The organism is Streptomyces sp. NPDC050732, assembly GCF_040654255.1.
Classification (GTDB): Bacteria; Actinomycetota; Actinomycetes; order Streptomycetales; family Streptomycetaceae; genus Streptomyces.
In genome coordinates, this window is sequence record NZ_JBFAHP010000004.1 from 208,088 (window position 1) to 232,551 (window position 24,464).

Sequence of the window (24,464 nt, forward strand, 5' to 3'; positions counted from 1 at the left end):
ACAGTGACGGCGCAGCACATATCCCCCGTGGCCACCTTCACCGGCGACGCGAGCCCCTACGGCGGCGGCGAGCCCTACGCCGACTACCGCACGGCCGACTTCCCCTTCACCCAGTACGCCAACCTCGCCGACCGGCAGCTCGGCGCCGGTGTGATCGCCGCCAACGACGAGTTCTTCGCGATGCGCGAGAACCTGCTGCTCCCGCACGACGCCGTCTTCGACCCGGAGCACTTCGGGCACAAGGGCAAGGTCATGGACGGCTGGGAGACCCGCCGCCGGCGCGGCGTCTCGGCCGAGCACCCGTGGCCCACCGAGGACGACCACGACTGGGCGCTCGTCCGCCTCGGCGCACCCGGTGTCATACGCGGCATCGTCATCGACACCGCGCACTTCCGCGGCAACTACCCGCAGGCGGTCTCCGTCGAGGGCACCAGCGTCGAGGGCTCGCCGACGCCCGAGGAGCTCTGCGGCGACGGCGTGAAGTGGACGACGCTCGTCCCCCGCACGCCCATCGGCGGGCACGCCGCCAACGGCTTCGCCGTCGACGTCGAGCAGCGCTTCACGCACCTGCGCGTCAACCAGCACCCCGACGGCGGCATCGCCCGCCTCCGCGTCCACGGCGAGGTCGTCGCCGACCCCAAGTGGCTCGCCGCTCTCGGCACGTTCGACGTCGTCGCCCTGGAGAACGGCGGCCAGGTCGAGGACGCCTCCGACCGCTTCTACTCCCCGGCCACCAACACCATCCAGCCGGGCCGCTCCCGCAAGATGGACGACGGCTGGGAGACCCGCCGCCGCCGCGACACCGGCAACGACTGGATCCGCTACCGGCTCGTCCAGCAGTCCGAGATCCGCGCCGTGGAGATCGACACCGCCTACCTCAAGGGCAACTCGGCGGGCTGGGCGTCCCTCTCGGTACGCGACGGCGAGACGGGGGAGTGGACCGAGGCGCTGCCCCGCACCCGCCTGCAGCCCGACACGAACCACCGCTTCGTGCTGCCCGCACCCGTCGTCGGCACGCATGTCCGCGTCGACATCTTCCCGGACGGCGGCATCTCCCGCCTGCGCCTGTTCGGTTCCCTGACCGAAACCGGCACGGCCAGGCTGGCCGCCCGCCACCAGGAGCTGGGCGGCTGACCCGCCCCCGCAGAACGTGGGGCGCACCGGGTGGACAGCCCCGGTGCGCCCCGCACCCATGTGCCGCGCGGGCGGCCCCCGTAAGTCCGTGCCCCTAGGCCGCGTGTCCGCCGTCCACCGACAGTTCCGTGCCGGTGATGTACGCGGCGTCGTCGCCGGCGAGGTAGGCGACCAGGGACGCCACCTCGTCGGCGGAGCCGAAGCGGCCGAGGGCCGTCAGGGCGCTCTGGGCGTCGGCGAAGGGGCCGTCGGCCGGGTTCATGTCGGTGTCGATCGGTCCCGGCTGGACGAGGTTCGCCGTGATGCGGCGTCCGCCCAACTCCCGTGCCAGCGCCTTGTTGAGGCCGATCAGCGCGGCCTTGCTGGTCGCGTAGAGGGTGCCGCCGGGGCCGGGAACCCGCTGCGCCATGCAGCTGCCGATGGTGATGATCCGGCCGCCGTCGCGGAGCCGGGCGGCCGCTGTCTGCGAGGCCAGGAAGACCCCTCGTACGTTGACGGCCATGACCCGGTCGATGTCCGCGAGCGTCAGCTCGCCGACCGGGCCAAGGACGCCGATCCCCGCGTTGTTCACCAGGATGTCCAGGCCGCCCAGGTCGTCGGCCGCGCGGTCCACCGCGCCCGCCGCGTCCCCGGCGTCCGCCGCGTCCGCCCTGAGGGCGAGGCCGCGACGCCCCATCGACTCGATCTTCGCGACGACCTCCCGGGCGCCGCCCTCGTCCCGTACATAGGTGATCGCCACGTCGGCGCCCGCCCCGGCCAGGCGCAGCGCGATCGCCGCACCCAAGCCGCGGCTGCCGCCGGTGACCAGAGCCGTCCTGCCGGTGAGAGTAGACATGTCCGTACCTCTTCCGCTTGCCTTCGTGCTGACTGCTTGCGGTTTCAATGAAAGCCGTCGGGGCGGGCGGGGGCTGGCGGGGATCGGACACGGTCTCCGGCGCAGGCGGGCGTGCGCGACGCACAGGTGACCGAGCGGCGGCGCATGGTTAACTCCCGGAAAACTTCACAGACTTGACGTTGACACGCCAACCTCTACGCGCGTCACACTGGACCCATGCGAATCCCCCCACGAAGCCGATTCCTCGGCGCCACCGCCCTTGCCGCCACCCTCCTCCTCGGCGGCCCCGCCGCGGCCACCGCGACCGCCGCACCGGCCGCACCGGCCGCCCACTCCGTCGCCGCCGTCACCGCGGTCGGCGACATCTGCTACTCCGCGCTGCCCTCCCAGGCGCACGACACCCTCGACCTGATCGAGGCGGGCGGCCCCTACCCCTTCCCGCAGGACGGCACCGTCTTCCAGAACCGCGAGGGCGAGCTGCCGCGGCAGAGCTCCGGCTACTACCACGAGTACACGGTCATCACGCCGGGCTCCGACAACCGCGGCGCCCGCCGCATCGTCACCGGGGACAAGCCCCAGGAGGACTACTACACCGCCGACCACTACGCCTCGTTCGACCTGGTCGACCACGGCTGCTGACTCAGCCCGCCGACAGGCTCCGTAAGCTCCGCACGGCGGCGAACAGCGCGCAGGCCAGCACGATCAGCGCCACGCTCGCATACGTCTCGTAGCCGTCGAGGAAGCCGACGCGCCGCACCAGGCCCCACCCGTGCAGCGCGCCGGTGAGCCGGTGGACCAGGCCGACCGCGCCCTGGAACAGCAGGACCACACCGACGAACTCCAGCAGCCGCTTCCCGTCCTTCATGAGGAAGATCCTCGTCCCGCGCCTTTCCCGCGGACATCCGCCGCGGGACGAGGATCTTCGCCGTGCGCCGGTCCGAAAGTCGACGGCCTGCGCGACTTTGGTGGACGATCATGTGCGAGGTGCGTCCGCGCCCGCCTGCGGTGCGTAGATTTGTCGACCATGAGCGGCACTGATCCCACGCGGCGGCCCGAGCCGGAGCCCGCGGCCGACCACGCGTCCGGACCACCCGCGTCCGGACCTTGGGTCAGGGCTCCGTGGGCGCTGCCCTCCGCCGTCGCCCGGGAGTTCGACCCCAGCCGCTCGGAACGCGGGTCGCGGCGGACCGCGCGCGACTGGCTCGCCGACTTCGGCTGCTTCTTCGCCGCCGTCTTCATCGGAATGGTGGGCGCCGACGCGGTCGCCGACAACCCGCACATCTCCCAGGGAGCCGCGGAGCTCGACCAGGTCATCGGCGCGCTCGCGTGCGCCGCGGTCTGGCTGCGCAGACGATGGCCGCTCGGCCTCGCCGTCGTGATGGTGCCGGTCGCGGTGGCCTCCGACACGGCGGGCGGCGCCGCGGCGGCAGCCCTCTTCACCCTCGCGGTCCACCGGCCCTTCCGGTACGTCGCATGGGTCGGCGGAGCCTCGATCGCGGTGCTCCCGCTCACCTACTGGCTGCGGCCCGACAAGGACCTGCCGTACGCAGTCGCCATCGCCTTCGGTGTCCTGGTGACCGCGTCGGTCATCGGCTGGGGCATGTTCGTGCGCTCCCGCCGCGAGCTCCTGCTCAGCCTGCGCGACCGTGCCGTGCGCGCCGAGAACGAGGCCGCCCTCCGCGCCGAACAGGCCCAGCGGCTGGCCCGCGAGGACATCGCCCGCGAAATGCACGATGTCCTCGCCCACCGCCTCACCCTGCTCAGCGTCCACGCGGGCGCCCTGGAGTTCCGCCCGGACGCGCCCCGCGAGGAGGTCGTCCGGGCCGCGGGCGTCATCCGGGAGAGCGCCCACGAGGCGCTCCAGGACCTGCGCCAGGTCATCGGTGTGCTGCGCGGCGGCGACGCGGACGCCTCCGGCCGCCCGCAGCCCACGCTCGCCGCCCTGGACACCCTGGTCGCCGAATCCCGCGAGGCCGGCATGAAGGTCGTCCTCGACAACCACGTCACCGACCCCGCGGCCGTGCCCGTCGCCCTCGGCCGCACCGCCTACCGCATCGCCCAGGAAGGCCTGACCAACGCCCGCAAGCACGCCCCCGGCGCCGAGGTCACGGTGGCCGTCACCGGCGCGCCCGGCGAAGGCCTGACCCTGTCCGTGCGCAACCCCGCACCGCCCGGTGACGTGCCCCAGGTGCCCGGCTCGGGACAGGGCCTCATCGGCCTCGCCGAACGGGCCACCCTCGCGGGCGGCAGGCTCCGCCACGCGCCGGGACCCGACGGCGGATTCCACTTGGAGGCCTGGCTACCGTGGCCGTCATGAAACCGATCAGGCTGCTGCTCGTCGACGACGATCCGCTGGTGCGCGCCGGGCTCTCGTTCATGCTCGGCGGCGCGGACGACATCGAGATCGTGGGCGAGGCGGGCGACGGCACCGAGGTCGCCCCGCTGGTCGGCGAAGTCCGCCCCGACGTCGTCCTGATGGACATCCGCATGCCCGGGATGGACGGCCTCGCCGCCACGGAGGCCCTGCGCGGGCGCCCCGGCGCGCCCGAGGTCATCGTCCTCACCACGTTCCACGCCGACGAGCAGGTGCTGCGCGCCCTGCGCGCCGGCGCGGCGGGCTTCGTCCTCAAGGACACCGCGCCCGCCGAGATCGTCGCGGCGGTGCGCGCGGTGGCCGCCGGTGAACCGGTGCTCTCCCCGACGGTGACGCAGCAGCTGATCAGCCGGGTGACCGGCGTCGACCCGCAACTGGACCGCAGGAGGCGGGCGTCGGAGCGGCTGGCCGCGCTGGGGGAGCGCGAGCGGGAGGTGGCCGTCGCGGTCGGACGCGGCGGCTCCAACGCGGACATCGCCGCCCAGCTGTACCTGAGCGTCGCCACGGTCAAGGCGCACGTCTCGCGGATCCTGACGAAGCTGGACCTCAACAACCGGGTGCAGATCGCCCTCCTCGTGCACGACGCGGGCCTTCTCGACCAGGACGGATGAGGGGAACTCAGCGCCTCGACCGGAGCGTTGACCACATGGACACACTGGAGGAGACCCGCATGGCGGACACGATCGACCTGGCGACGTACGGCGAGCGGTTCAGGGACGACCCGCACCCCGTCTATGCGGAGCTGCGCGCCCTCGGACCCGTCCACCGGGTCCGCCTGCCGCCCCCGGAGGACATCGGCGACGCCTATCTGATCGTGGGGTACGAGGAGTGCAGGATCGCCCTCACCGACCCCCGCTTCGCCAAGTCCTCCGCGAGCGCGGGCTTCGCGTTCCGCGAGGAGGGACTGATCGGCACGCATCTGCTGATCGCCGACCCGCCCCACCACACCCGCCTGCGCAAGCTCATCACCCGCGAGTTCACCATGCGCCGGGTCGAGGCCCTGCGCCCCCGCATCCAGGAGATCACCGACGACCTCCTCGACGAGATGCTCCTGCGGGGCGAGACGGCCGCGACCCGCCGCGGCGATCTGCTCGAAGCGCTCGCCTTCCGGCTCCCGATCACCGTCATCTGCGAGCTGCTGGGCGTCCCCGACATCGACCGGAACGCGTTCCGCCGCCTGTCGAACGGCATCGTGGCGTCGCCCACCCAGGAGGAGGAGGCCGCCGCCTTCGTCGAACTGGCGGGATTCCTCGACGACTTGGTCGCGACCAAGCGGGCGGCGCCCGGCGACGACCTGCTGAGCGCCCTCATCCGCACCACGGGCGAGGAGGACGGCGACCGGCTCTCGCCCGACGAGCTGCGCGCCATGGCCTTCGTGCTGCTGATCGCCGGCCACGAGACGACGGTCAACCTGATAGGCAACGCGGTCCACGCCCTCTTCACCCACCCCGACCAACTCGCCGCGCTGCGCGCCGACATGTCCCTCCTCGACAGCGCCATCGAGGAAGCCCTCCGCTTCGAGGGCCCGCTGGAGGCCGCGACGTACCGCTTCGCCACCGAGGACACGGAGCTGGGCGGCCTCGTCATCCCCGCGGGCTCCGTCGTCCGGATCGGCCTCGCCGCGGCCGACCGGGACCCCGCCCGCTTCCCCGAGCCCGACCGCTTCGACATCCGCCGGGCTTCGCAGGGCCACGTCGCGTTCGGGTACGGCCTGCACCACTGCCTGGGCGCCCCGCTCGCACGGATCGAGGCGAAGATCGCGCTCGGCTCGCTCCTGGAGCGCTGCCCCGACCTCGCCCCGGACGGGCCGCCGGGGGAGTGGCTGCCGGGGACTTTGATCAGAGGGATGCGGCGGCTTCCCGTCCGGTGGTAGTAGTTCGGTCATGACCGAACACGCGTCGCCCGGCGGGCCGGTGCCCGATCACTCGTCGCCCGATCAGCCGGTGCCCGACCCTCTCGACCTCGGGACGGCCCAGAAGGTGCTGGACGCCCAGCCGTTCAGCCGCCTCGTCCGGGCCCGTGTCACGCGGTTCGGCGAGGGCGCGGCCACCCTGGAGATCGGCATCCGCGAGGAACTGCACCAGCAGAACGGCTTCGTGCACGGCGGCGTGCTCGCCTACGCGGCGGACAACAGCATCACGTTCGCCGCCGGCACCACCCTGGGCCCCGCCGTGCTGACCTCGGGCTTCTCCATCCAGTACGTACGCCCCGCGACCGGCGCCAAGCTCGTCGCCCGCGCCGTCGTGGCCCACTCGGGCCGCCGCCAGGCGGTGGTCCGCTGCGAACTGTTCACCGTCGGTGAGGAAGGCGGCGAGGAAGGCGAGACGCTGTGCGCGATCGCCCAGGGCACGGTGCTCTCCACGGCCTGAGAGCCCGACTCCGTTCCGCGCCCTCCGCCACAGGACTTCAGCGCGGCTTGTGCGCCATGAGGGAGAAGGACAGCGGAATGGCGGGAACGTCATCGGGGAGGTGCCACCACCCGTCGTCCCGCTGTTCCAGGAAGGGGAACATGGGCCAGGCCACGAACGGCCATTCGCGAAGGTGGGAGACGGCAAGACCGGCGCCCACCAGGGACGTCAGGATGGTCCCCATGCCGTGCCCCCAGCAGTACTCCCAGCCGTCCGTCTCGGCCCCGCGGGCCGCCCGCAGCCCCCGGTACTGCCAGCGCAGCGGCTCACCGGGGCTGAAGTACCCGTAGCGCGCCCGCAGTTCCCGCGAGGGCGTTTGCTGGTCGAAGAGCCACGCGGTCGGGTGTGCTTCGAAGAGGTGGAAACGTCCGCCCGGGGCGACGAACCGGGCAACGATCTCCGCCCACCTGACCAGGTCGGGCAGCCACCCGAGGGTGCCGTGGGACATGTAGACGAGGTCGAACGTCTCCGTCAACCGATCGGGGAGGTCGTAGACGTTCGCGCACACGAAGCGAGCCGAAGGCGCGACATCCCGGGCGAGAGCACGCGCGGTTTCGGTGCCCTCCGCGGAGAAGTCCACCCCCGTCACCCGGGCACCGAGCCGGGCCCAGGACAGCGTGCGCACACCCATGTGACTCTGCAGGTGGAGCAGTGACCGGCCGGATACGTCCCCCACTTCGTCGAGCTCCAGCGGATGGATGCGCACCCCGCCGCGGCGGAAGTCGTCGAGGACGCCTCGGGCGGAGGCCGCCTTCAGCGGCGTCCAGCTCTCCCACTGCTCCCTGTTCCGCGCCATGTAGGCAGCGGGGTCCTCCTCCATCGTCCGCTCCTCCGCTGGGGCGTGTCTTTTGGATCAGCCCGGACCCGTGGAACCTCTCAGCCGGCCGAGGACCGACGACGCCACGATTGGACCAAAGGGCCCGTCCGCGCACAACGGTGCACCGCCGCACGGAGACGTGAACAGGGCGGCGTGGCGGCGGTGTTGAAGGAACCCGGACGGTCTGGCACCGTGACAGCGAGCGGCCCGGGCGCGGACGTGCCGACGCCCTACTCCCGTCCGTCCACCGGGGAGGAAGCGGTGACAAGCGGTGACAGGCCACGGAAAGGTCTTCGGGATCGGCCTCTCGCGTACCGGCACCACCTCCCTCACCAGTGCTCTGCACACCCTGGGCTTCGACGTCGTCCACTACCCGTCCGACCCCGCCACCTACGCGACCCTGCTCGCCGGCACCGCCCGCTTCCCCCTGCTCGACCGGTACGACGGGATCACCGACATCACCGTCGCCCACCTGTACCAGGAGCTGGATCTGCTGTGGCCGGGAGCGAAGTTCGTCCTCACCGTCCGCGAGGAGCGGAGCTGGCTGCGCTCCTGCCGTAAGCACTGGGAACGGCCCATCGAGAGCAAGGCGGACCGCGGGCAGGTCTACGTGGACCTCCAGCGCTTCCTGCGGGCCGCGGTGTACGGCTGCCACGACTTCCGCCCGGAGCGGTTCCGCCGGGTGGCCCAGCAGCACACCGCCGCGGTGACCCGCCACTTCGCCGGCCGGCACGAGGATCTGCTGACGCTCGACATCGCCGCGGGCGAGGGGTACGAACGGCTCGCCCCCTTCCTCGGCCTGCCCGTACCGGACCAACCCTTCCCGCACCGCAACCGGACGGCCGCCGACGGGAATCCGCGTTAGGAAAGGACCGGCATGCCCCTCCCTCCGTTCGCCAAGGACTCCGGCGACATGATCGACGCGGAGGGCGACGTCTACATCGTCTCCTTCCCCAAATGCGGCCGCACGTGGCTGCGGGTGCTCATGGCCAAGGCCATCTCGGCCGCGCGCGGCATTCCCCTGGAGGTCTGCCGGGACCTCACCCTGACCGAATACAGCGCCGTCGACTCCGCGGTCCCGCGCATCGTCTACTGGCACGACGACTTCGTCGCCTGGCGCACCCCGGCCGAACTGTCCCGGAGCAAGGACTTCTACCACGACCGGAAAGTCGTCCTCCTGGTCCGCGACATCCGGGACACAGGCGTGTCCCGCTACTTCCAGCGCACCCTGCGCAAGGAGCCTCCGTACACCGGCGGGATCGGAGACTTCCTCACCGAGGAGGAAGGCAGCATCAAGACCTGCCTGACCTTCTGGAACATCTGGCACGAGCGGCAGAACGTCCCCGCCTCGTTCCTGCTCACCTCGTACGAACGCCTGACGGCGGACACGGCCGGCGAGCTGCGACGCGTACTCGACTTCTGTGGCCTGCCCCCGACCGACGAAAAGTCCCTGCGCACCGCGGTCGGCTTCGCGGACTTCACGTCCATGCGCGCCATGGAACTCTCCGACGGGCTGGGCACGGACCGGCTGCGCCCCGCCGTTCCGGGGAACCCGGACTCGTACAAGACCCGACGGGGTGTCGTCGGCGGGTTCCGCGACTACCTCACGTCCGAGCAGATCGACTACGTGAACGACGTCACGCGCCGGATTCTCGCGCCACCGTGGCAGCCCGCGGCTTTCGCGGCGGACGCCGCCCCGCAGCGCCTCGACCGGACACCGTGACATCCCGCCCCCGCAGAGCGGTCGCACCCGCGCGAGCTCACCCCCCGTACGACTCCGTGATCTCCGTGATCTCCGCGAGCCGCACCGGCCGCCGCTCCCGCCGCGACAGTTCGCACGCCTCGGCGATCCGCAGGGCGTGCAGCGCCTCGCGGCCGTCGCAGGGGTTCGCCCGCTCGCCCCGCACGAGGTCGACGAAGGCGGCGAGCTCCGCCTCGTACGCGGGCGCGAAGCGCTCAAGGAAACCGGGCCAGGGCTTGTCCGGGGCGGGCGGGCCCGCCGGTTCCACGGAGGTGAGGGGCGTGCGGTCGTCCAGGCCGACCGCCAACTGGTCGAGCTCTCCGGCCAGTTCCATGCGTACGTCGTATCCCGCGCCGTTGCACCGGGTCGCGGTGGCCGTGGCGAGCGTGCCGTCGTCGAGGGTGAGCACCGCGGCCGCCGTGTCGACGTCACCCGCTTCGCGGAACATCGCGGGGCCCGTGTCGGAGCCCGTCGCGTACACCTCCGTGACCTCGCGTCCCGTCACCCACCGCAGGATGTCGAAGTCGTGGACCAGGCAGTCGCGGTAGAGGCCGCCGGAGAGCGGCAGATACGCGGCCGGGGGCGGACACGGGTCCGAGGTGACCGCCCGCACGGTGTGCAGCCGCCCGAGCCGGCCCGCGCGCACCGCATCGCGGGCCGCCGCGTACCCCGCGTCGAAGCGCCGCTGGAAGCCGAGCTGCAGCTCCGTGCCCGCGGCCTCGACCTCGGCGAGGGCGGCCAGCGTGCCCGGCAGGTCGAGGGCGATGGGCTTCTCGCAGAACACCGGGAGGCCGGCCCGCGCCGCTCTGCCGATGAGCTCGGCGTGCGCCGCCGTCGCCGCCGTGATCACCACGGCGTCCACCCCGGCGGCGAAGACCTCGTCCACCGAGGCCACCGCCGTCGCCCCGGTCCGCGCCGCGAGGTCGGCCGCCCTCGCGGCGTCCACGTCGGCGATCACCAGGGACGTCACCTCGGGGTGACGGCCCAGGGCGACCGAGTGAAAGGTGCCGATGCGGCCCGTTCCGATCAGTCCGATGCGCATGGCCCCACCCTCACGACGCCGACCCCGCCTGTCAATGGTTTGTCCGGACAAAAGAACTTAAGAACTTCCCGTCATCATCTCCTGGGACTACGCTCGCCCCGTGTCCAAACCAGTCGCCAGAACAGCCCGGGACAAGCCGGTCCAGGACCCCGCGGTCGACCTCCGGCTCGGCGTCGACCGCAGCAGCCCCGTCCCGCTCTACTTCCAGCTGTCCCAGCAGCTGGAAGCGGCGATCGAGCGCGGCGCCCTGACCCCGGGCAGTCTCCTCGGCAACGAGATCGAGCTCGCGGGCCGCCTCGGCCTCTCCCGGCCCACCGTCCGCCAGGCCATCCAGTCCCTCGTCGACAAGGGCCTGCTCGTCCGGCGCCGCGGCGTCGGCACACAGGTCGTGCACAGCCAGGTCAAGCGGCCCCTGGAGCTCAGCAGCCTCTACGACGACCTGGAGGCCGCGGGCCAGCGCCCCGAGACCCGTGTTCTGCGCAACGCCCTGGAGCCCGCCTCCGCCGAGGTCGCCGCGGCGCTCGGGATCGCCGAGGGCGACGAGGTGCACGTCGTCGAGCGGCTCCGGCTCGCGCACGGCGAACCCATGGCCCACCTGCGCAACCACCTGCCCACCGGGCTCCTCGACCTCGACAGCGCGCGCCTGGAGGCCACCGGCCTCTACCGCCTCATGCGCGCCGCGGGCCACACCCTGCACAGCGCCCGCCAGTCCGTCGGCGCCCGCGCCACCACCGCGGAGGAGGCCGGACTGCTCGCCGAGCCGGCCGGTGCCCCGCTCCTCACGATGCGCCGCACCACCTTCGACGACACGGGCCGCGCGGTCGAGTTCGGCTCCCACGTCTACCGCGCCTCGCGCTACTCCTTCGAGTTCCAGCTCCTCGTACGGCCGTAGGCCCCCGGGCCGCGCGTCAGAATGTTCTGACAAAGCCATTGACGGTCCCGCGCACGCCCCGCTAGAACTCCCCCAGCCGCACCGAGGCGGCCGGAAGAAGAGGGGTGGTCCACCATGCGCACATCCCGCACGGCGAAGGGCGTCACGGCCTGTCTGGCGGTGATCGCGCTCGCGGCCGGCTGCAGCGGCTCCGGCGGCAAGGACGACGAGGACACGTCCGGGGGCGGCGGGGGCGGCAAGGGTGTGAACACACCCCGCCTGAAGATCGCGATGGTCACGCACTCGGGCGAGGGCGACACCTTCTGGGACATCGTCCGCAGCGGCGCCAAGCAGGCGGCGAGCAAGGACAACGTCCAGTTCCTCTACGCCAACGACAAGGAGGCCAAGGGCCAGGCCGAGCTCGTCCAGTCCTTCGTCGACAAGAAGGTCGACGGGATCGTCGTGACCCTGGCCAAGCCCGAGGCGATGCGGGCCGTGCTCGGCGAGGCGGCGGACGCGGGCATCCCGGTCATCACGATCAACTCCGGCGGCGAGTTCTCCGAGCGGTTCGGGGCGCTCAGCCACATCGGCCAGGACGAGTCCGTGGCGGGCGAGGCCGTCGGCACCGAGCTGAACACGCGCGGGAAGAAAAAGGCACTCTGCGTCATCCACGAACAGGGCAACGTCTCCCACGAACAGCGCTGCGCCGGGGTCAAGAAGACCTTCGACGGCACGGTCGAGAACCTCAACGTAGAGGGCACCAACGCGCCCGCCGCCCAGTCCTCCATCAGCGCGAAACTCCAGGCCACCAAGGACATCGACGCCGTCGTGACGCTCGGCGCGCCGATCGCCGCGTACTCCGTGAAGGCGAAGACCGAGGCGGGCAGCGGGGCCGAGGTCGACACCTTCGACCTGAACGCCGAGGTCGTCAAGCAGCTCAAGGCCAAGGAGGTCGGCTTCGCCGTCGACCAGCAGCCCTACCTCCAGGGCTACCAGGCCGTCGACCTGCTGTGGCTCTACAAGACGAACGCCAACGTCCTGGGAGGCGGCAGGCCCGTCCTCACCGGACCCGCCGTCGTCACCGGGAAGGATGTGCCGAAGCTGGAGAAGTACACCGCTCGCGGTACCCGATGAACACACGCGTGATCCGCGTGGTCGATACTTGGGCGGCTGGGGCCGGGGTTCCGGACCGGCCGCACAGAGCAGTAGAGCTAGAAGGGCACGGCGTCGTGACAAGGGTGAAGACAGGGGTACGCGCGGTGGGCGCCGTGCTGGTGGCGGTGCTCGGCGTGACCGCGGGACTGACCGGATGCAGCAGCACCGGCGGCAAGCGCGCGGAGGACGCCCGCAAGGCGGCCGCCGCGGGCGGGAAGGCCGCGGTGAACACGCCGCGCTGGACCTTCGGCATGGTCACCCACTCGGGCGACGGCGACACGTTCTGGGACATCGTGCAGAACGGCGCCAAGCAGGCCGCCGTCAAGGACAACATCAACTTCCTGTACGCCCACGACGACGAGGCCCAGCAGCAGGCGCAGCTCGTGGACTCCTACATCGACAAGAAGGTCGACGGGATCATCGTCTCGCTGGCCAAGCCCGACGCGATGAAGGGCGCCCTGGCCCGCGCGAAGAAGGCCGGCATCCCGGTGATCACCGTGAACTCCGGCTCCGCCGAGTCCAAGGAGTTCGGCGCCCTCACCCACATCGGCCAGGACGAGACGATCGCGGGCGAGGCCGTCGGCGAGGAGCTCAACAAGCGCGGCAAGAAGAAGGCGCTCTGCATCCTGCACGAGCAGGGCAACGTCGGCCACGAGCAGCGCTGCGAGGGCGCCAAGAAGACCTTCGACGGCAAGCTGCAGAACCTCTACGTGACCGGCACCAACATGCCCGACGTGCAGTCCTCCATCGAGGCCCGGCTCCAGACCGACAAGTCGATCGACGCGGTCGTCACCCTCGGCGCGCCCTTCGCCGACACCGCGGTGAAGGCCGCGGACAGCGCGGGCAGCAAGGCGGAGGTCGACACCTTCGACCTCAACGAGAAGGTCGCCGCCGGCCTCAAGTCCGGCGACCTCGGCTTCGCCGTCGACCAGCAGCCCTACCTCCAGGGCTACCAGGCCGTCGACCTGCTGTGGCTCTACAAGTACAACGCCGACGTCCTCGGCGGCGGCAAGCCCGTCCTCACCGGCCCGCAGATCGTCACCAAGGACCAGGCCGACGAGCTGGAGGACTACGCGATTCGAGGGACCCGATGACCGCGAAAGCACCCGCGCCCGCACCGGCGCCCGCCCCCGCCGCCAGGACCGACGAACGCCTGGTCAAGACCTCGCCGCTGAAGAAGCTGATGGGCCGCCCCGAGCTCGGCTCGGTCGTCGGCGCCATCGCCGTCTTCCTCTTCTTCTCGTTCGTCGCGGACAGCTTCCTGCAGGCCAACAGCCTCGCGACGGTCCTGTACGCCGCCTCCACCCTCGGCATCATGGCGGTGCCGGTGGCGCTCCTGATGATCGGCGGCGAGTTCGACCTGTCGGCGGGCGTCCTCGTGACGACGTCCGCCCTCGTCTCGTCGATGTTCAGCTACCAGATGACGGCGAACGTCTGGGTCGGCGTCGGCGTCTCGCTGCTCGTCACCCTCGCCATCGGCGTCTTCAACGGCGTGATGCTGACCCGCACGGACCCGCCGAGCTTCATCATCACGCTCGGCACGTTCCTGATGCTGACCGGCATGAACCTCGGCTTCACCAAGCTGATCAGCGGCACGGTCTCCACCAAGTCGATCGCCGACATGGAGGGCTTCTCCTCGGCGAAGGACGTCTTCGCCTCGACGATCACCGTCGGCGGCGTCGACTTCAAGATCACCATCCTGTGGTGGCTCGGCCTGATCCTGATCGCCACCTGGATCCTGCTGCGCACCCGCGTCGGCAACTGGATCTTCGCGGTCGGCGGCGGCGAGGACGCGGCCCGCGCGGTCGGCGTCCCGGTCGCCAAGACCAAGATCGGCCTCTACATGGGCGTCGCCTTCGGCGCCTGGATCTCCGGCCAGCACCTGCTGTTCAGCTACGACACCGTGCAGTCCGGCGAGGGCGTCGGCAACGAGCTGATCTACATCGTCGCGGCCGTCATCGGCGGCTGCCTCATCACCGGCGGCTACGGCTCCGCCGTCGGCGCGGCCGTCGGAGCGCTGATCTTCGGCATGGTCAGCAAGGGCATCGTCTTCGCCGAGTGGAACTCCGACTGGTTCAAGTTCTTCCTCGGCGTGATGCTGCTCCTGGCGACCCTCCTCAACCACTGGGTCCGCAAGCGCGCGGAGGCGACGAAGTGACCGACATGACCGATGCCGACATGACCGGTGCCGACGACGCCGGGCCGGCGGCCGGGGAGCGCACGCCGCTCGTCGAGCTCGACGACGTCAGCAAGTACTACGGCAACATCCGCGCGCTCGAAGGCGTCTCCCTCGAAGTCCACGCGGGGGAAATCTCCTGCGTGCTCGGCGACAACGGCGCGGGCAAGTCCACCCTCATCAAGATCATCGCGGGGCTGCACAAGCACGACGCGGGCACCTTCCGCATCGAGGGCGAGGACACCCGCCTCGGCTCGCCGCGCGAGGCCCTCGACCTCGGCATCGCCACGGTCTACCAGGACCTCGCCGTGGTGCCCCTGATGCCGGTCTGGCGGAACTTCTTCCTCGGCTCCGAGCCGACGAAGGGCACGGGTCCTTTCCGCCGCATGGACGTCGACCTCATGCGCGAGACGACCCGCGCGGAGCTGCTCCGCATGGGCATCGACCTGCGCGACGTGGACCAGCCCATCGGCACGCTCTCCGGCGGTGAGCGCCAGTGCGTGGCGATCGCCCGCGCCGTCCACTTCGGTGCGAAGGTACTCGTCCTCGACGAGCCGACCGCGGCGCTCGGCGTCAAGCAGTCCGGCGTCGTCCTGAAGTACGTGGCCGCGGCGCGGGACGCGGGTCTGGGCGTGGTCCTGATCACGCACAACCCGCACCACGCGTACCTGGTCGGGGACCGGTTCGTCCTCCTCAAGCGAGGAGCGATGTCCGGCTCCTACACCCGCGACGAGATCTCCCTCGACGACCTCACCCGCGAGATGGCGGGCGGCAGCGAACTCGACGACCTCCGTCACGAGCTGGAGGGCCGCGGTTCAGCCTGACGGCTGGGGGCGCTGTGTCAGGGGCGCGGGGAACTGCGCGCTCAGCCCAGGAAAAGCCGCAGTCGCGTCTGCCGGACCAGGAGCAGACGCGACTGCGGCTTTTTCGTGGCTTGTCGCGCAGTTCCCCGCGCCCCTACGGGGGCCCGGCCCCGTATCCCGCTGTGCGCGCCCCCGCGAGGTTGAGGCAGAATCGCCGCAATGAGCACCTACCGCGACCTCGCGCACCGCGGCTCCGCACGAGCCACCGTCCTGCGGACCGTGGGCACGCGTGAACGCCGATCCCATCTGACGGCGCCCCGCGTCAACACCGTCGGCATCGACATCGGCGGCACGAAGGTGATGGCGGGCGTCGTCGACCCCGACGGCAACATCCTGGAGACGCTCCGCACGGAGACCCCGGACAAGTCGAAGAGCCCCCGCGTCGTCGAGGACACGATCATCGAGCTGGTCCTCGACCTCTCCGACCGGCACGACGTGCACGCCGTCGGCATCGGCGCCGCCGGCTGGGTGGACGCGGACCGCAACCGCGTCCTGTTCGCCCCGCACCTGTCCTGGCGCAACGAACCGCTCCGCGACCGCATCTCCGGCCGCCTCGCGGTCCCGGTCATGGTGGACAACGACGCGAACACCGCCGCCTGGGCGGAGTGGCGCTTCGGCGCGGGCCGCGGCGAGGACCACCTCGTCATGATCACCCTCGGCACCGGCATCGGCGGCGCGATCCTGGAGGACGGGCAGGTCAAGCGCGGCAAGTTCGGCGTGGCCGGCGAGTTCGGGCACATGCAGGTCGTCCCCGGCGGCCACCGCTGCCCGTGCGGCAACCGCGGCTGCTGGGAGCAGTACAGCTCCGGCAACGCGCTGGTCCGCGAGGCCCGCGAGCTCGCCGCCGCCGACTCCCCGGTCGCGTACGGCATCATCGAGCGCGTCAAGGGCAACGTCCCCGACATCACCGGACCGCTCATCACCGAGCTGGCCCGCGAGGGCGACGCCATGTGCGTCGAGCTCCTCCAGGACATCGGCCAGTGGCTCGGCGTGGGCATCGCCAACCTGGCGGCGGCCCTCGACCCGTCCTGCTTCGTCATCGGCGGTGGTGTCAGCGCCGCCGACGACCTCCTGATCGGGCCGGCCCGCGACGCCTTCCGCCGCCACCTGACCGGCCGCGGCTACCGCCCCGAGGCCCGCATCGCCCGCGCGCAGCTCGGCCCCGAGGCCGGCATGGTCGGCGCCGCCGACCTGTCCCGGCTGGTCGCCCGCCGCTTCCGCCGCGCCAACCGGCGCCGCGTGGAGCGCTACGAACGCTACGAGCGCTACGCAGAGGCGCGCCGCACCGACGACCGCACATCCCAGGGAACCCAGTAGATGACCGTGCCCCGCCAGCCCTCGTCCCCGGACAGCCCCGGCACACCCGAGCCGGACCGGGACGGGGGCAAGGCCCGCAAGACCGAGGACCGCAGCCACATGATTCGCCGCCGCTGGCTGACGGCGATCATCATCGTGCTGCTCATCGGCGTGCCCGCCGGCTACCTGGTGATCTCCGCGAACCAGAGCCGCAACAGCGGCCGCGACAAGGAGGACAAGTACTCGGCGACCGGCCTCACCGCGGGCTGGCCCTCCAAGGTGCAGCGCCGCCTGTACGAGGTGCCGGTCCAGCCGTACTCCGACGAGGTCGCCTACTACGAGACGAACAACTGGCGCACCAGCCGCCTCTACGTCCAGTTCCTCACCAGCAACGAAGGCCTGGAGAGGTTCCTCAAGCAGATCGGCACGGTCGAGGGCGCCCTCAAGCCGAACGACATCACCATCAGCAAGCGGGACCAGAAGGTCGTCGGCTGGGAGTTCACGGGCCCGGGTCCCTGGTCCGGCCTCACGCACGAGCAGGACGACCCGAAGCCGACGCAGGACGTGGTCGTGGACCGCTCGAACGCGGAGCACCCGATGGTGTACGTGGTGTCGACGACGACGCCCTGAACGGCCGCCCCGAACACTGCGTGATTGTGAAGATCGGAGCGATCGCCCGGCCCCGCGCGGCCCCGCCTCCTACGGTGTGGGCCATGACCAGAATCACGGAATCAGAGTCGGCGTACGACCGGCGCAGACTGGGCCAGTGGTTAGCCGGGGAGGCCCGCGCCGAAGGGGTGGGGCGCCGCGACATGGTGCGGCTCCTCGCGGCCGCGGGCGTCGTCTCGGCGGTGCCGGTCGCCCTGTCGGCGCCCGCGGCGGGCGCGGCGGGCCCGGGCAGCGCGGCGCGGCCGGTGCGGGCGGCGGGGGAGGGCATCGTCAAGCCGCTGCCCCCGGAGCTGTTCACGGTGCACGGCACGAACGCGGAGACCCGCTTCGAAGCCCTCGCGGGCACCGGCTTCACCACCCCCGTCTCGCACTTCTTCGTCCGCAACCACACGACGACACCGCGCATCGACGCGGCCTCCTGGACACTGCGGGTCTGGGGCGACGGACTGACGGGCGGGGCGCGGCAGTTCAGCCTCGCGGAGCTGCGGAGCCTGCCCCCGGTGACGCGCACGGCGTTCGTCGAGTGCGCGGGCAACGCAAGGAACTACTTCAAGACCCAGCAGAACCAGCCCGTGCTCGGCACCCCGTGGGGCACGGGCGCGATAGGCGCGGCGCGCTGGCGCGGGGCGCGCCTCTCCGACGTCCTGCGCAGGGCGGGCCTCTCCGACCGGGCGGTCGACGTGATGCCGCGCGGCCTCGACGACGAGTACGTCACGTCGAACGGCACGAACTACGGCCGCGTGCGCCGCCCCATGCCGATCTCCAAGGCGCTGGACGACGTCATCCTCGCGTATGAGATGAACGGCGCGCCCCTGCCTCCCGACCACGGGTTCCCGGTCCGCCTGCTCGCGCCGTCCTGGGTGGGCATCTCCTCGATCAAGTGGCTGGGCGACATCGAGGTCTCGACCACGCCCCTCTACTCGCCGTGGAACACGGACTTCTACCGGCTGTACGGCGACGCGTACCCGCCCGGGGGCAGCACCCCGCTGACCCGCCAGACCCTGAAGTCGGCCTTCGAGCTCCCCTGGAACGCGCGCCTGTCCGCCCACACCCGCCACCGGCTCACGGGCCGCGCCTGGTCGGCCGACGGCGCGGTCACCCGGGTCGAGGTCAGCACGGACGGCGGCTCGTCCTGGCGCGCCGCCCGCCTGCACGACCCCGGGCGGCGCGGCTCCTGGACCCGCTGGTCGATCCCGTGGACACCCCGCAAGTCCGGCCCCGCGGAACTCCTCTCCCGCGCCACGGACTCCACGGGCCGCACCCAGCCCGCGACGACGGTGCACAACACGCAGGGGTACCTGTTCGACGCGGTGCTGCGGCACGCGGTGACGGTGGAGGCCTGAGGGCCTGTCCTGAGCCAGTCACCCGGCGGCCGTCCACCTCTCGTACGCGGCGGCCGCCACCGCCAGGTCCTCCCACGCCATGCCCGCCGACTTGAACAGCCGGGGCCGCCCCTCGGCCGCCCGCACGTCGCCGCGGACCAGGGCGTCCAGCGTGTGCAGCCGGGCCATGTCGAAGGCCCCTTCGGCGGCGGCGATGACCAGGTCGCCGCACTCCCGCGCCGCCACCTCGCGGGACTCCGCCACCACCGTGGCGCGGCCCACGAGAGATGCGTCGACCTCGCGGGCGTCCGGCTCGTGGGAGCCGACCGCGGCGACCGTCGCGTGGTCGGGCAGCAGAGCGTTGTCGAACAGGGGTTCGCGGGCCGTGGTGCAGCAGCAGACCACGTCCGCGTCGGCCACGGCCTCCGGCGCCGCCGCGGCCGCCGTGAGACCGGCGGCGCGGCAGCGGTCGACGAAGGCCGCCACCCGACCGGGGTGCCGCGCGACGACATCGACGTGGCGCAGCGCGGGACGTACCGCCCGTGCCGCTTCGACATGCCCCCAGGCCTGCGGCCCCGTCCCGAAGACGACCAGCCGGCCGGCCTCGGCGACCGCCAGGTGCCGCACCGCCACCCCGGACAGCGCCGGAGTGCGCAGCGACGTCAGCGCGATGCCGTCCAGGAGGGCCAGGGGCGTGTGCGTCACCCCGTCCAGGAGGAGGTACATGCCCTGGACGCGGGGGAGGCCGCGGTCCGCGTTGCCCGGCGTGACCGTGGCGATCTTCACGCCGGTGTACGACGCCGTGGCCGACGGCATCATCAGGAGCTGGCCGCCGGGCACGTCCACGACCGCGCGGGCCGGCTCGGCGGCCGGATCGAGCCCCGCGGCGAGGACGGCCTCCAGCGCGTCGACCGCGGCGGACATCGGGACGAGACGGGCCACTGCTGCGGCGTCGAGGTGCGGCGTGGCGCCGGCCGGTGGCTGTGCGGTGCGTGCCGTCTGTGCGGTGCGTGTGCTCATAGGGCTGCCCCTACCCCTTCCGGTTCCGGACGACCGGGTGCTTTGCGCCATCCGCCACGCCGGACCAACCCGTGGCGGGGAACCCGCATCTTCCGACGGGAGCATCCTTGGCAGGTCTGGAACGGAGGCCGATGCGCATGGAGTTCGTGGCCCGCGAACGGGAACGGCGGGAAATACAGCGGCTGTTGAGGGAGGCGGCCGCCGGGAGCGGCGGAGCCGTCGTGGTGGCGGGGGAGGCGGGGATCGGCAAGTCGGCCCTGATCGACGTCGAAGTGGGGGCGCTGCAAGACGTCGTGGTGCTCCGCGCGGCGGGCGCCGAATTCGAGCAGGACCTTCTCTACGCCGCCCTGCACCAGCTGTGCGCGCCGGCCCTGGAGCGCCGGGTGGGGCTTCCCGCGGTCCAACGAGGCGCTCTGGAGGCGGTGTTCGGCCTCGGCGAGCAGGTGTCGCCCGAGCCGTTGACGGTCGCCCTCGCCGTGCTCGGCCTGCTGCGCGAGGTGGCGCGGGAGCAGCCGGTGTGCTGTGTCGTGGACGACGCGCACTGGCTCGACGAGGCGTCACGGCAGGTGCTCGTCTTCGTGGCCAGGCGGCTCGGCACGGAAAAGGCCGCGATGCTCTTCGCCGCGCGCGACGTCGGCTCGGTGGCCGGTGTCGCCGACCTGCCGCGGCTGCCCCTGGAGGGCCTCGGCGACGACGACGCCCGGACCGTGCTCGACGCCGCGGGGCACGCGGGCCTCGACCCCGAGGTGTTCGACCGGGTGCTCGCCGAGGCCCGCGGCAACCTCCTCGCGCTGCTGGAGTTCGCACACGACGCAGGGCCCTTCGGGGTGCCGAGCCCGCAGCACCCCCGGGCGGGCGTGGTGGAGGCGCTGCAGGAGAAGTTCGTCCGCCGTCTCGACCACTTACCGTCCGCCGCCCGGGAGTTGGCGGTGCTCGCGGCGGCGGAACCGGTCGGCGACCTCGCCCTGCTGCGGCGCGCCGCGAAGCTCCTGGGACTGGACGCCGCGCAGCTGGCCGTCGCTGAGGACGCCGGGCTCGTCGCGCTCGGGCCGCGGCTGCGTTTCCGCCATCCGCTCGTACGGTCGGCGGTCTACGCGTCGGCCGCCCCCGGCACCCGGCGGCGCGTGCACGGGGCGCTCGCCGCGGCGGGCGACCCCGCCACGGACCCGGACCGCCGGGCGTGGCACCGGGCCCACGCGGTGGTCGACGCCGACGAGGACGTCGCCGCCGAACTCGCGGAGTCGGCGGACCGGGCGCGGCTGCGCGGCGGGTTCGCCGCCGCGGCGGCGTTCATGGAGCGGGCCGCGCAGCTGACCCCCGAACCGGACCGGCAGGCGGGCCGGCTGCTGGCCGCGGCACAGCTCCGGCTGCAGTCCGGCGCACCGGCCGCGGCCCGCGCCCTCGTCGCCCGGGCCGAGCGCCGCACGATGGACGGGGCCGCCCGCGCCCAGTCCCGCCTGCTGCGCGCCCGGGTCGACTACCAGCTCGCCCACAGCCCGCAGGCGACCGCCACCCTCGTCGACGTCGTCACCGAACTGACCCCCGGGCAGGCCAGGGAGACCTGCCTGGAGGCGTTCGCCTCGTACATGTACCACGACACCGAGCCCGGCAGGCTCCAAAAGCTCGCCACCCACATGCGTGAACGGGCACCGCGCAGGGACTCGGACCGGCCGGTCGACCTGCTCCTCGACGCCCTGCTCGACCAGGCGATGCTGCCCGTCGCACGGGCGGTGCCCACGATGCGGGCCGCGGCCGCCGCCTGCCGCACCGCCGGACCGGCGGCGGCCCCCTGGCGGACGAACCTGGTCTGCCAGCTCGTGACCGACCTGCGCGACGACGAGCTGATGGTGGAGATCGCGGACCACCAGGTGGACATGGCGCGCCGGCAGGGCGCCCTCGCCGCGCTGCCGCAGGCCCTGCGCTACCAGGCCGTCGCGCGGATCGCGGTCGGCCGCTTCGACGACGCGGCCACCAGCCTCGGCGAGGCCAGGGCCGTCGACGAGGCGGCGGGCACCACCCCGCTCGTGGGCGCCGAACTCGTCCACCTCGCCTTCAGGGGCGACCTCGACGGCTACCGCGCGCTGCGCCGCACGATGGGCCGCGGCGGCCGGCCGCTCGAAACCGTCGGCGAACACTACTCCGCCGCGGTGCTGCACAACGGCCTCGGCGACTACGAGGCGGCACTGGAGGCCGCGCTGGCCGCCCAGCGCCGCCACCGGGCGGGCTCCTACTCGATCTGGGCCGTCTACAGCGAACTCGTCGAGGCCGCCGCGCGCGCCGGGCGCGGCGAGGAGGCCGCCGCCGCCCTGGACCACCTGGCGGCGCTGGCCCGCGCGTACCCCGCCCCGTGGGCCGCCGCCGAGTGGCTGCAGGCGCGGGCGCTCCTCGGCCGGGGCGAGGACCGCGAAGCGCTGTACCGGGAGGCCATCGAGCGCTTCTCGCGGACCCGGGTCCGGGTGCTGTACGCCCGCGCCCGGCTGACGTACGGGGAATGGCTGCGCCGCGAGAACCGCCGCGCGGAGGCCCGCACCGAACTGCGCACCGCACACGACCTCCTGACGGCCATGGGCGCCCGCGCCTTCGCCGAACGCGCCGCCCGTGAACTCCGGGCCACCGGCGAACAGCCCCGCCGCGGCGACGAGGACCCGCTGGACCTGCTCACCGCGCAGGAACGCCTCATCGCCGGGGAGGTCGCCGCCGGAGCGACCTCCAAGGAGGTGGGTGTGCTGCTCTTCCTCAGCCCGCGCACCGTCGACTCCCACCTGCGCAACATCTACCGCAAACTCGGCATCTCCTCGCGCCGTCAGCTCCACCGCATCCTCCTGTGACCGCCCGGGCGCCGGACTGCGTACGCACCCGGACTACGCAACTCCCGGGACTGCGTAGTTTCTGCCGATGCGGCGGCGGCCCGCGCCGCGCCACCGTCGGCAGGGCGTTCACCACGATCGAGGAGGACCCGCATGCCCGAGGAGAACAGTGCCGACCCCTTGCGCGTTTACCTCCAGGCCCCCGATGCGATCACCGAAGCCGGTCTGCGGCGCTTCATGGAGAGCGAGGAGCGATTATCGCTGGTGGAATGGGACGGAAATACCCGGGTGGACGTCAATGTGGTGGCTCTCGACACCGTGGACGACCGCGCGTTGAGGAAACTGGGCGCATTGCCGTGCAGTGACGCCCCCTTTCTGCTGGTGGTCGAGGAGAAATGGCGCGCGGACGTCCCTGCGGCGGTCCAGCGAGGAGTGCGGGCGGTACTCGACCGGGCGGACTGTTCCGCCGAGACGCTGGTCCGGACCCTGCTGACGCTGGGCAGGGGCGGTGGCGCCCTGCCGCCCACCCTCCAGGGCGAGTTGCTCGACCGGATCCGGCGGGCCGACCACGGCGACCCCGTCGCGCCGGAACTCGACGAGCGCGAGACGGACATCCTGCGGCTGCTCTCCGAAGGCTGGTGCCTTCCGGAGATCTCGGAGAAGGTCTGCTACTCCGAACGCACGGTGAAGAACATCCTGTACGCCCTCATGGGCCGCCTCGGCTGCCGCAGCCGCACCCAGGCCGTCGCCTGGGCCATCCGCGCCGGCCTCATCTGAGCCACGCACCCCTGTCACCTCCTGCCTCCACATCACCCCTCCGCGGCCGCGGCGACCTCCGCGTCCTCGTTGAGCAGCTCCTGATCGGCCCAGATGGCGGCCCGCAGACCGTCCGCGGCTCCGGTGGCCAGGAACGCCGTCGCCTCGGGCAGGGTCTCCTGCCGGGCCATGTCGCCCGCCGCGTAGACGCCCGGCACGGTGGTCTGCTGGACCGCGTCGACCCTGACCCGGCCGTCCGGCAGCATCTCGCAGCCCAACCGCTCGGCCAGATCGGAGTGCTGGCGGGTCGCCGTGCGGTGGAAGACCGCCTCGCACCGCACCACACGCCCGGACGCGAACGACAGCCGGAGGTCGCCGAGCCCGCCGTCGACCCCGGCCAACGGCTCGGTGTGCACGGTGATCCCGGCCCGCGCGAGCCGCTTGAGGAGACTCTCCTCGGGGGTGGCGCCATGGGTGCACACGACGACGTCCGACGTCAGCCGGTCCGCGAGGTACAGCGCCTGCATGCAGTGCGCGTAGCCACCGCCGAGCACCACGACGGACCGGTCCTTGACCTCGAAGCCGTGGCAGTAGGGGCAGTGGAAGACACTGCTGCCGAAGCGCTCCGCAAGGCCGGGGACGTCGGGCAGGACGTCGACCTGCCCGGTCGCCAGGATCAGCTTCCTGGCCTCCTCGGCGCCGCTCGCCAGCTCCAGCCGGAAACCGCCGGGGACCGCGGCGGCCGACCGTACCGTCGCGTCCTCGATCCGGACGTTCGGATGGCGGGCCACCTCCTCGCGGCCGGTCTGCCGCAGCCGCGCGGGCGAGTGCCCGTCCCGGCCCACCAGCATGTGCAGCTCCGTCGCCCTCGCGTTGCGTGGCATGCCGCTGTCGAGCAGGAGGACGCGGCGCTGCTGCCTGCCGCACACCAGGGCCGCGGTGAGGCCGGCGGGGCCCGCGCCAATGATCGCCACTTCGTACACGTCGAGCTCCGATTCACCGGAAGGGAATTGCCCGGGCATTGCGTGAGGCTATCCGGGGCCGCCGATTCCGAAGCTTCCCGAACGCCCCCTCATCGCCTGCCCGAAAGTGCCTTGTGGCCGTGGCCGCGCCATTCCTATCGTGGCTGCCGATCGGCGCTGAACTCCGGTGCCGCGGTTACCGATATCGCCCCGTCG

24 protein-coding genes are annotated in these 24,464 nt (G+C 72.4%); 18 read left to right on the forward strand and 6 right to left on the reverse strand.

Annotated features, from left to right (window positions below; translation table 11 throughout):
• Positions 1–3: 3 nt before the first annotated feature.
• Positions 4–1,134, forward strand: a complete 1,131-nt coding sequence (gene alc, locus AB0H82_RS05695; RefSeq protein ID WP_362989143.1) for an allantoicase — start codon at positions 4–6, stop codon at positions 1,132–1,134.
• Positions 1,135–1,228: 94 nt separating this feature from the next.
• Here the strand turns inward: alc and AB0H82_RS05700 are convergent, their stop codons facing one another.
• Positions 1,229–1,969: an SDR family oxidoreductase gene (locus tag AB0H82_RS05700; RefSeq protein WP_362989145.1), complete on the reverse strand. Its 741-nt coding sequence runs from the start codon at positions 1,967–1,969 to the stop codon at positions 1,229–1,231.
• A 216-nt stretch (positions 1,970–2,185) separates the two neighbouring features.
• On the opposite strand from AB0H82_RS05700, the gene AB0H82_RS05705 reads away from it, so the two are divergent.
• On the forward strand, positions 2,186–2,608 hold the full coding sequence (locus AB0H82_RS05705; protein WP_362989146.1) for a ribonuclease: 423 nt from the start codon (positions 2,186–2,188) through the stop codon (positions 2,606–2,608).
• Between the two features lies 1 nt (position 2,609).
• Here the strand turns inward: AB0H82_RS05705 and AB0H82_RS05710 are convergent, their stop codons facing one another.
• Entirely contained in the window at positions 2,610–2,834 is a 225-nt protein-coding gene (locus AB0H82_RS05710; RefSeq protein WP_362989148.1) for a hypothetical protein, read from the reverse strand.
• Positions 2,835–2,993: 159 nt separating this feature from the next.
• Between AB0H82_RS05710 and AB0H82_RS05715 the strand changes: the two genes are divergently transcribed.
• Genes AB0H82_RS05715 through AB0H82_RS05730 form a run of 4 tightly spaced genes read left to right on the forward strand, consistent with a single transcriptional unit; the run spans position 2,994 to position 6,712 of the window.
• On the forward strand, positions 2,994–4,286 hold the full coding sequence (locus AB0H82_RS05715; RefSeq protein WP_362989150.1) for a histidine kinase: 1,293 nt from the start codon (positions 2,994–2,996) through the stop codon (positions 4,284–4,286).
• Positions 4,283–4,954: a response regulator transcription factor gene (locus AB0H82_RS05720; RefSeq protein ID WP_362989152.1), complete on the forward strand. Its 672-nt coding sequence runs from the start codon at positions 4,283–4,285 to the stop codon at positions 4,952–4,954. The genes AB0H82_RS05715 and AB0H82_RS05720 overlap by 4 nt, the downstream gene beginning before the upstream one ends.
• Before the next feature lie 59 nt (positions 4,955–5,013).
• Positions 5,014–6,216, forward strand: a complete 1,203-nt coding sequence (locus AB0H82_RS05725; protein WP_362989273.1) for a cytochrome P450 — start codon at positions 5,014–5,016, stop codon at positions 6,214–6,216.
• Between the two features lie 10 nt (positions 6,217–6,226).
• The gene (locus AB0H82_RS05730; RefSeq protein ID WP_362989154.1) at positions 6,227–6,712 is read left to right on the forward strand and encodes a PaaI family thioesterase; all 486 of its coding nucleotides are present in this window, start codon (positions 6,227–6,229) and stop codon (positions 6,710–6,712) included.
• Between the two features lie 37 nt (positions 6,713–6,749).
• Here AB0H82_RS05730 and AB0H82_RS05735 read toward each other — a convergent pair whose 3' ends face one another.
• Positions 6,750–7,571 carry a class I SAM-dependent methyltransferase gene (locus AB0H82_RS05735; protein ID WP_362989156.1) on the reverse strand — a complete coding sequence of 274 codons (822 nt, stop codon included), beginning with the start codon at positions 7,569–7,571 and terminating at the stop codon, positions 6,750–6,752.
• A 268-nt stretch (positions 7,572–7,839) separates the two neighbouring features.
• Between AB0H82_RS05735 and AB0H82_RS05740 the strand changes: the two genes are divergently transcribed.
• On the forward strand, positions 7,840–8,433 hold the full coding sequence (locus tag AB0H82_RS05740; RefSeq protein ID WP_362989158.1) for a sulfotransferase family protein: 594 nt from the start codon (positions 7,840–7,842) through the stop codon (positions 8,431–8,433).
• A 12-nt stretch (positions 8,434–8,445) separates the two neighbouring features.
• Positions 8,446–9,291: a sulfotransferase domain-containing protein gene (locus AB0H82_RS05745; RefSeq protein WP_362989160.1), complete on the forward strand. Its 846-nt coding sequence runs from the start codon at positions 8,446–8,448 to the stop codon at positions 9,289–9,291.
• Positions 9,292–9,328: 37 nt separating this feature from the next.
• On the opposite strand, the gene AB0H82_RS05750 is transcribed toward AB0H82_RS05745, so the two are convergent.
• Positions 9,329–10,351, reverse strand: a complete 1,023-nt coding sequence (locus AB0H82_RS05750; protein ID WP_362989162.1) for a Gfo/Idh/MocA family oxidoreductase — start codon at positions 10,349–10,351, stop codon at positions 9,329–9,331.
• A gap of 208 nt (positions 10,352–10,559) precedes the next feature.
• Between AB0H82_RS05750 and AB0H82_RS05755 the strand changes: the two genes are divergently transcribed.
• The 8 genes from AB0H82_RS05755 (at position 10,560) to AB0H82_RS05790 (ending at position 18,724) form a co-directional block, all read left to right on the forward strand.
• Entirely contained in the window at positions 10,560–11,243 is a 684-nt protein-coding gene (locus tag AB0H82_RS05755; protein WP_362989275.1) for a GntR family transcriptional regulator, read from the forward strand.
• 114 nt (positions 11,244–11,357) lie between these two features.
• Positions 11,358–12,356, forward strand: a complete 999-nt coding sequence (locus tag AB0H82_RS05760) for a sugar ABC transporter substrate-binding protein (protein ID WP_362989164.1) — start codon at positions 11,358–11,360, stop codon at positions 12,354–12,356.
• Positions 12,357–12,451: 95 nt separating this feature from the next.
• Entirely contained in the window at positions 12,452–13,471 is a 1,020-nt protein-coding gene (locus tag AB0H82_RS05765) for a sugar ABC transporter substrate-binding protein (protein ID WP_362989166.1), read from the forward strand.
• Positions 13,468–14,535, forward strand: coding sequence for an ABC transporter permease (locus AB0H82_RS05770; RefSeq protein WP_362989168.1), 1,068 nt, complete (start codon positions 13,468–13,470; stop codon positions 14,533–14,535). The genes AB0H82_RS05765 and AB0H82_RS05770 overlap by 4 nt, the downstream gene beginning before the upstream one ends.
• Positions 14,536–14,555: 20 nt before the next feature.
• The gene (locus tag AB0H82_RS05775; protein WP_362989277.1) at positions 14,556–15,377 is read left to right on the forward strand and encodes an ATP-binding cassette domain-containing protein; all 822 of its coding nucleotides are present in this window, start codon (positions 14,556–14,558) and stop codon (positions 15,375–15,377) included.
• Between the two features lie 198 nt (positions 15,378–15,575).
• Positions 15,576–16,733, forward strand: a complete 1,158-nt coding sequence (locus tag AB0H82_RS05780; RefSeq protein WP_362989170.1) for an ROK family glucokinase — start codon at positions 15,576–15,578, stop codon at positions 16,731–16,733.
• Positions 16,734–17,342 (forward strand): sugar kinase, encoded by a 609-nt coding sequence (locus AB0H82_RS05785; protein ID WP_362989172.1) that lies wholly within the window; start codon positions 16,734–16,736, stop codon positions 17,340–17,342.
• A gap of 83 nt (positions 17,343–17,425) precedes the next feature.
• Positions 17,426–18,724: a sulfite oxidase gene (locus tag AB0H82_RS05790; protein ID WP_362989174.1), complete on the forward strand. Its 1,299-nt coding sequence runs from the start codon at positions 17,426–17,428 to the stop codon at positions 18,722–18,724.
• Positions 18,725–18,742: 18 nt separating this feature from the next.
• Here AB0H82_RS05790 and AB0H82_RS05795 read toward each other — a convergent pair whose 3' ends face one another.
• Positions 18,743–19,723, reverse strand: a complete 981-nt coding sequence (locus AB0H82_RS05795) for an ornithine cyclodeaminase family protein (protein ID WP_362989176.1) — start codon at positions 19,721–19,723, stop codon at positions 18,743–18,745.
• Positions 19,724–19,830: 107 nt separating this feature from the next.
• Here AB0H82_RS05795 and AB0H82_RS05800 point away from each other — a divergent pair, with 107 nt between their 5' ends.
• Together AB0H82_RS05800 and AB0H82_RS05805 are read left to right on the forward strand one after the other, a co-directional pair.
• Positions 19,831–22,551 (forward strand): AAA family ATPase, encoded by a 2,721-nt coding sequence (locus AB0H82_RS05800; protein ID WP_362989178.1) that lies wholly within the window; start codon positions 19,831–19,833, stop codon positions 22,549–22,551.
• 132 nt (positions 22,552–22,683) lie between these two features.
• Positions 22,684–23,307: a response regulator transcription factor gene (locus AB0H82_RS05805; RefSeq protein WP_362989181.1), complete on the forward strand. Its 624-nt coding sequence runs from the start codon at positions 22,684–22,686 to the stop codon at positions 23,305–23,307.
• A 32-nt stretch (positions 23,308–23,339) separates the two neighbouring features.
• Here AB0H82_RS05805 and AB0H82_RS05810 read toward each other — a convergent pair whose 3' ends face one another.
• Positions 23,340–24,308 carry an NAD(P)/FAD-dependent oxidoreductase gene (locus AB0H82_RS05810; protein ID WP_362989182.1) on the reverse strand — a complete coding sequence of 323 codons (969 nt, stop codon included), beginning with the start codon at positions 24,306–24,308 and terminating at the stop codon, positions 23,340–23,342.
• Between the last annotated feature and the right edge of the window lie 156 nt (positions 24,309–24,464).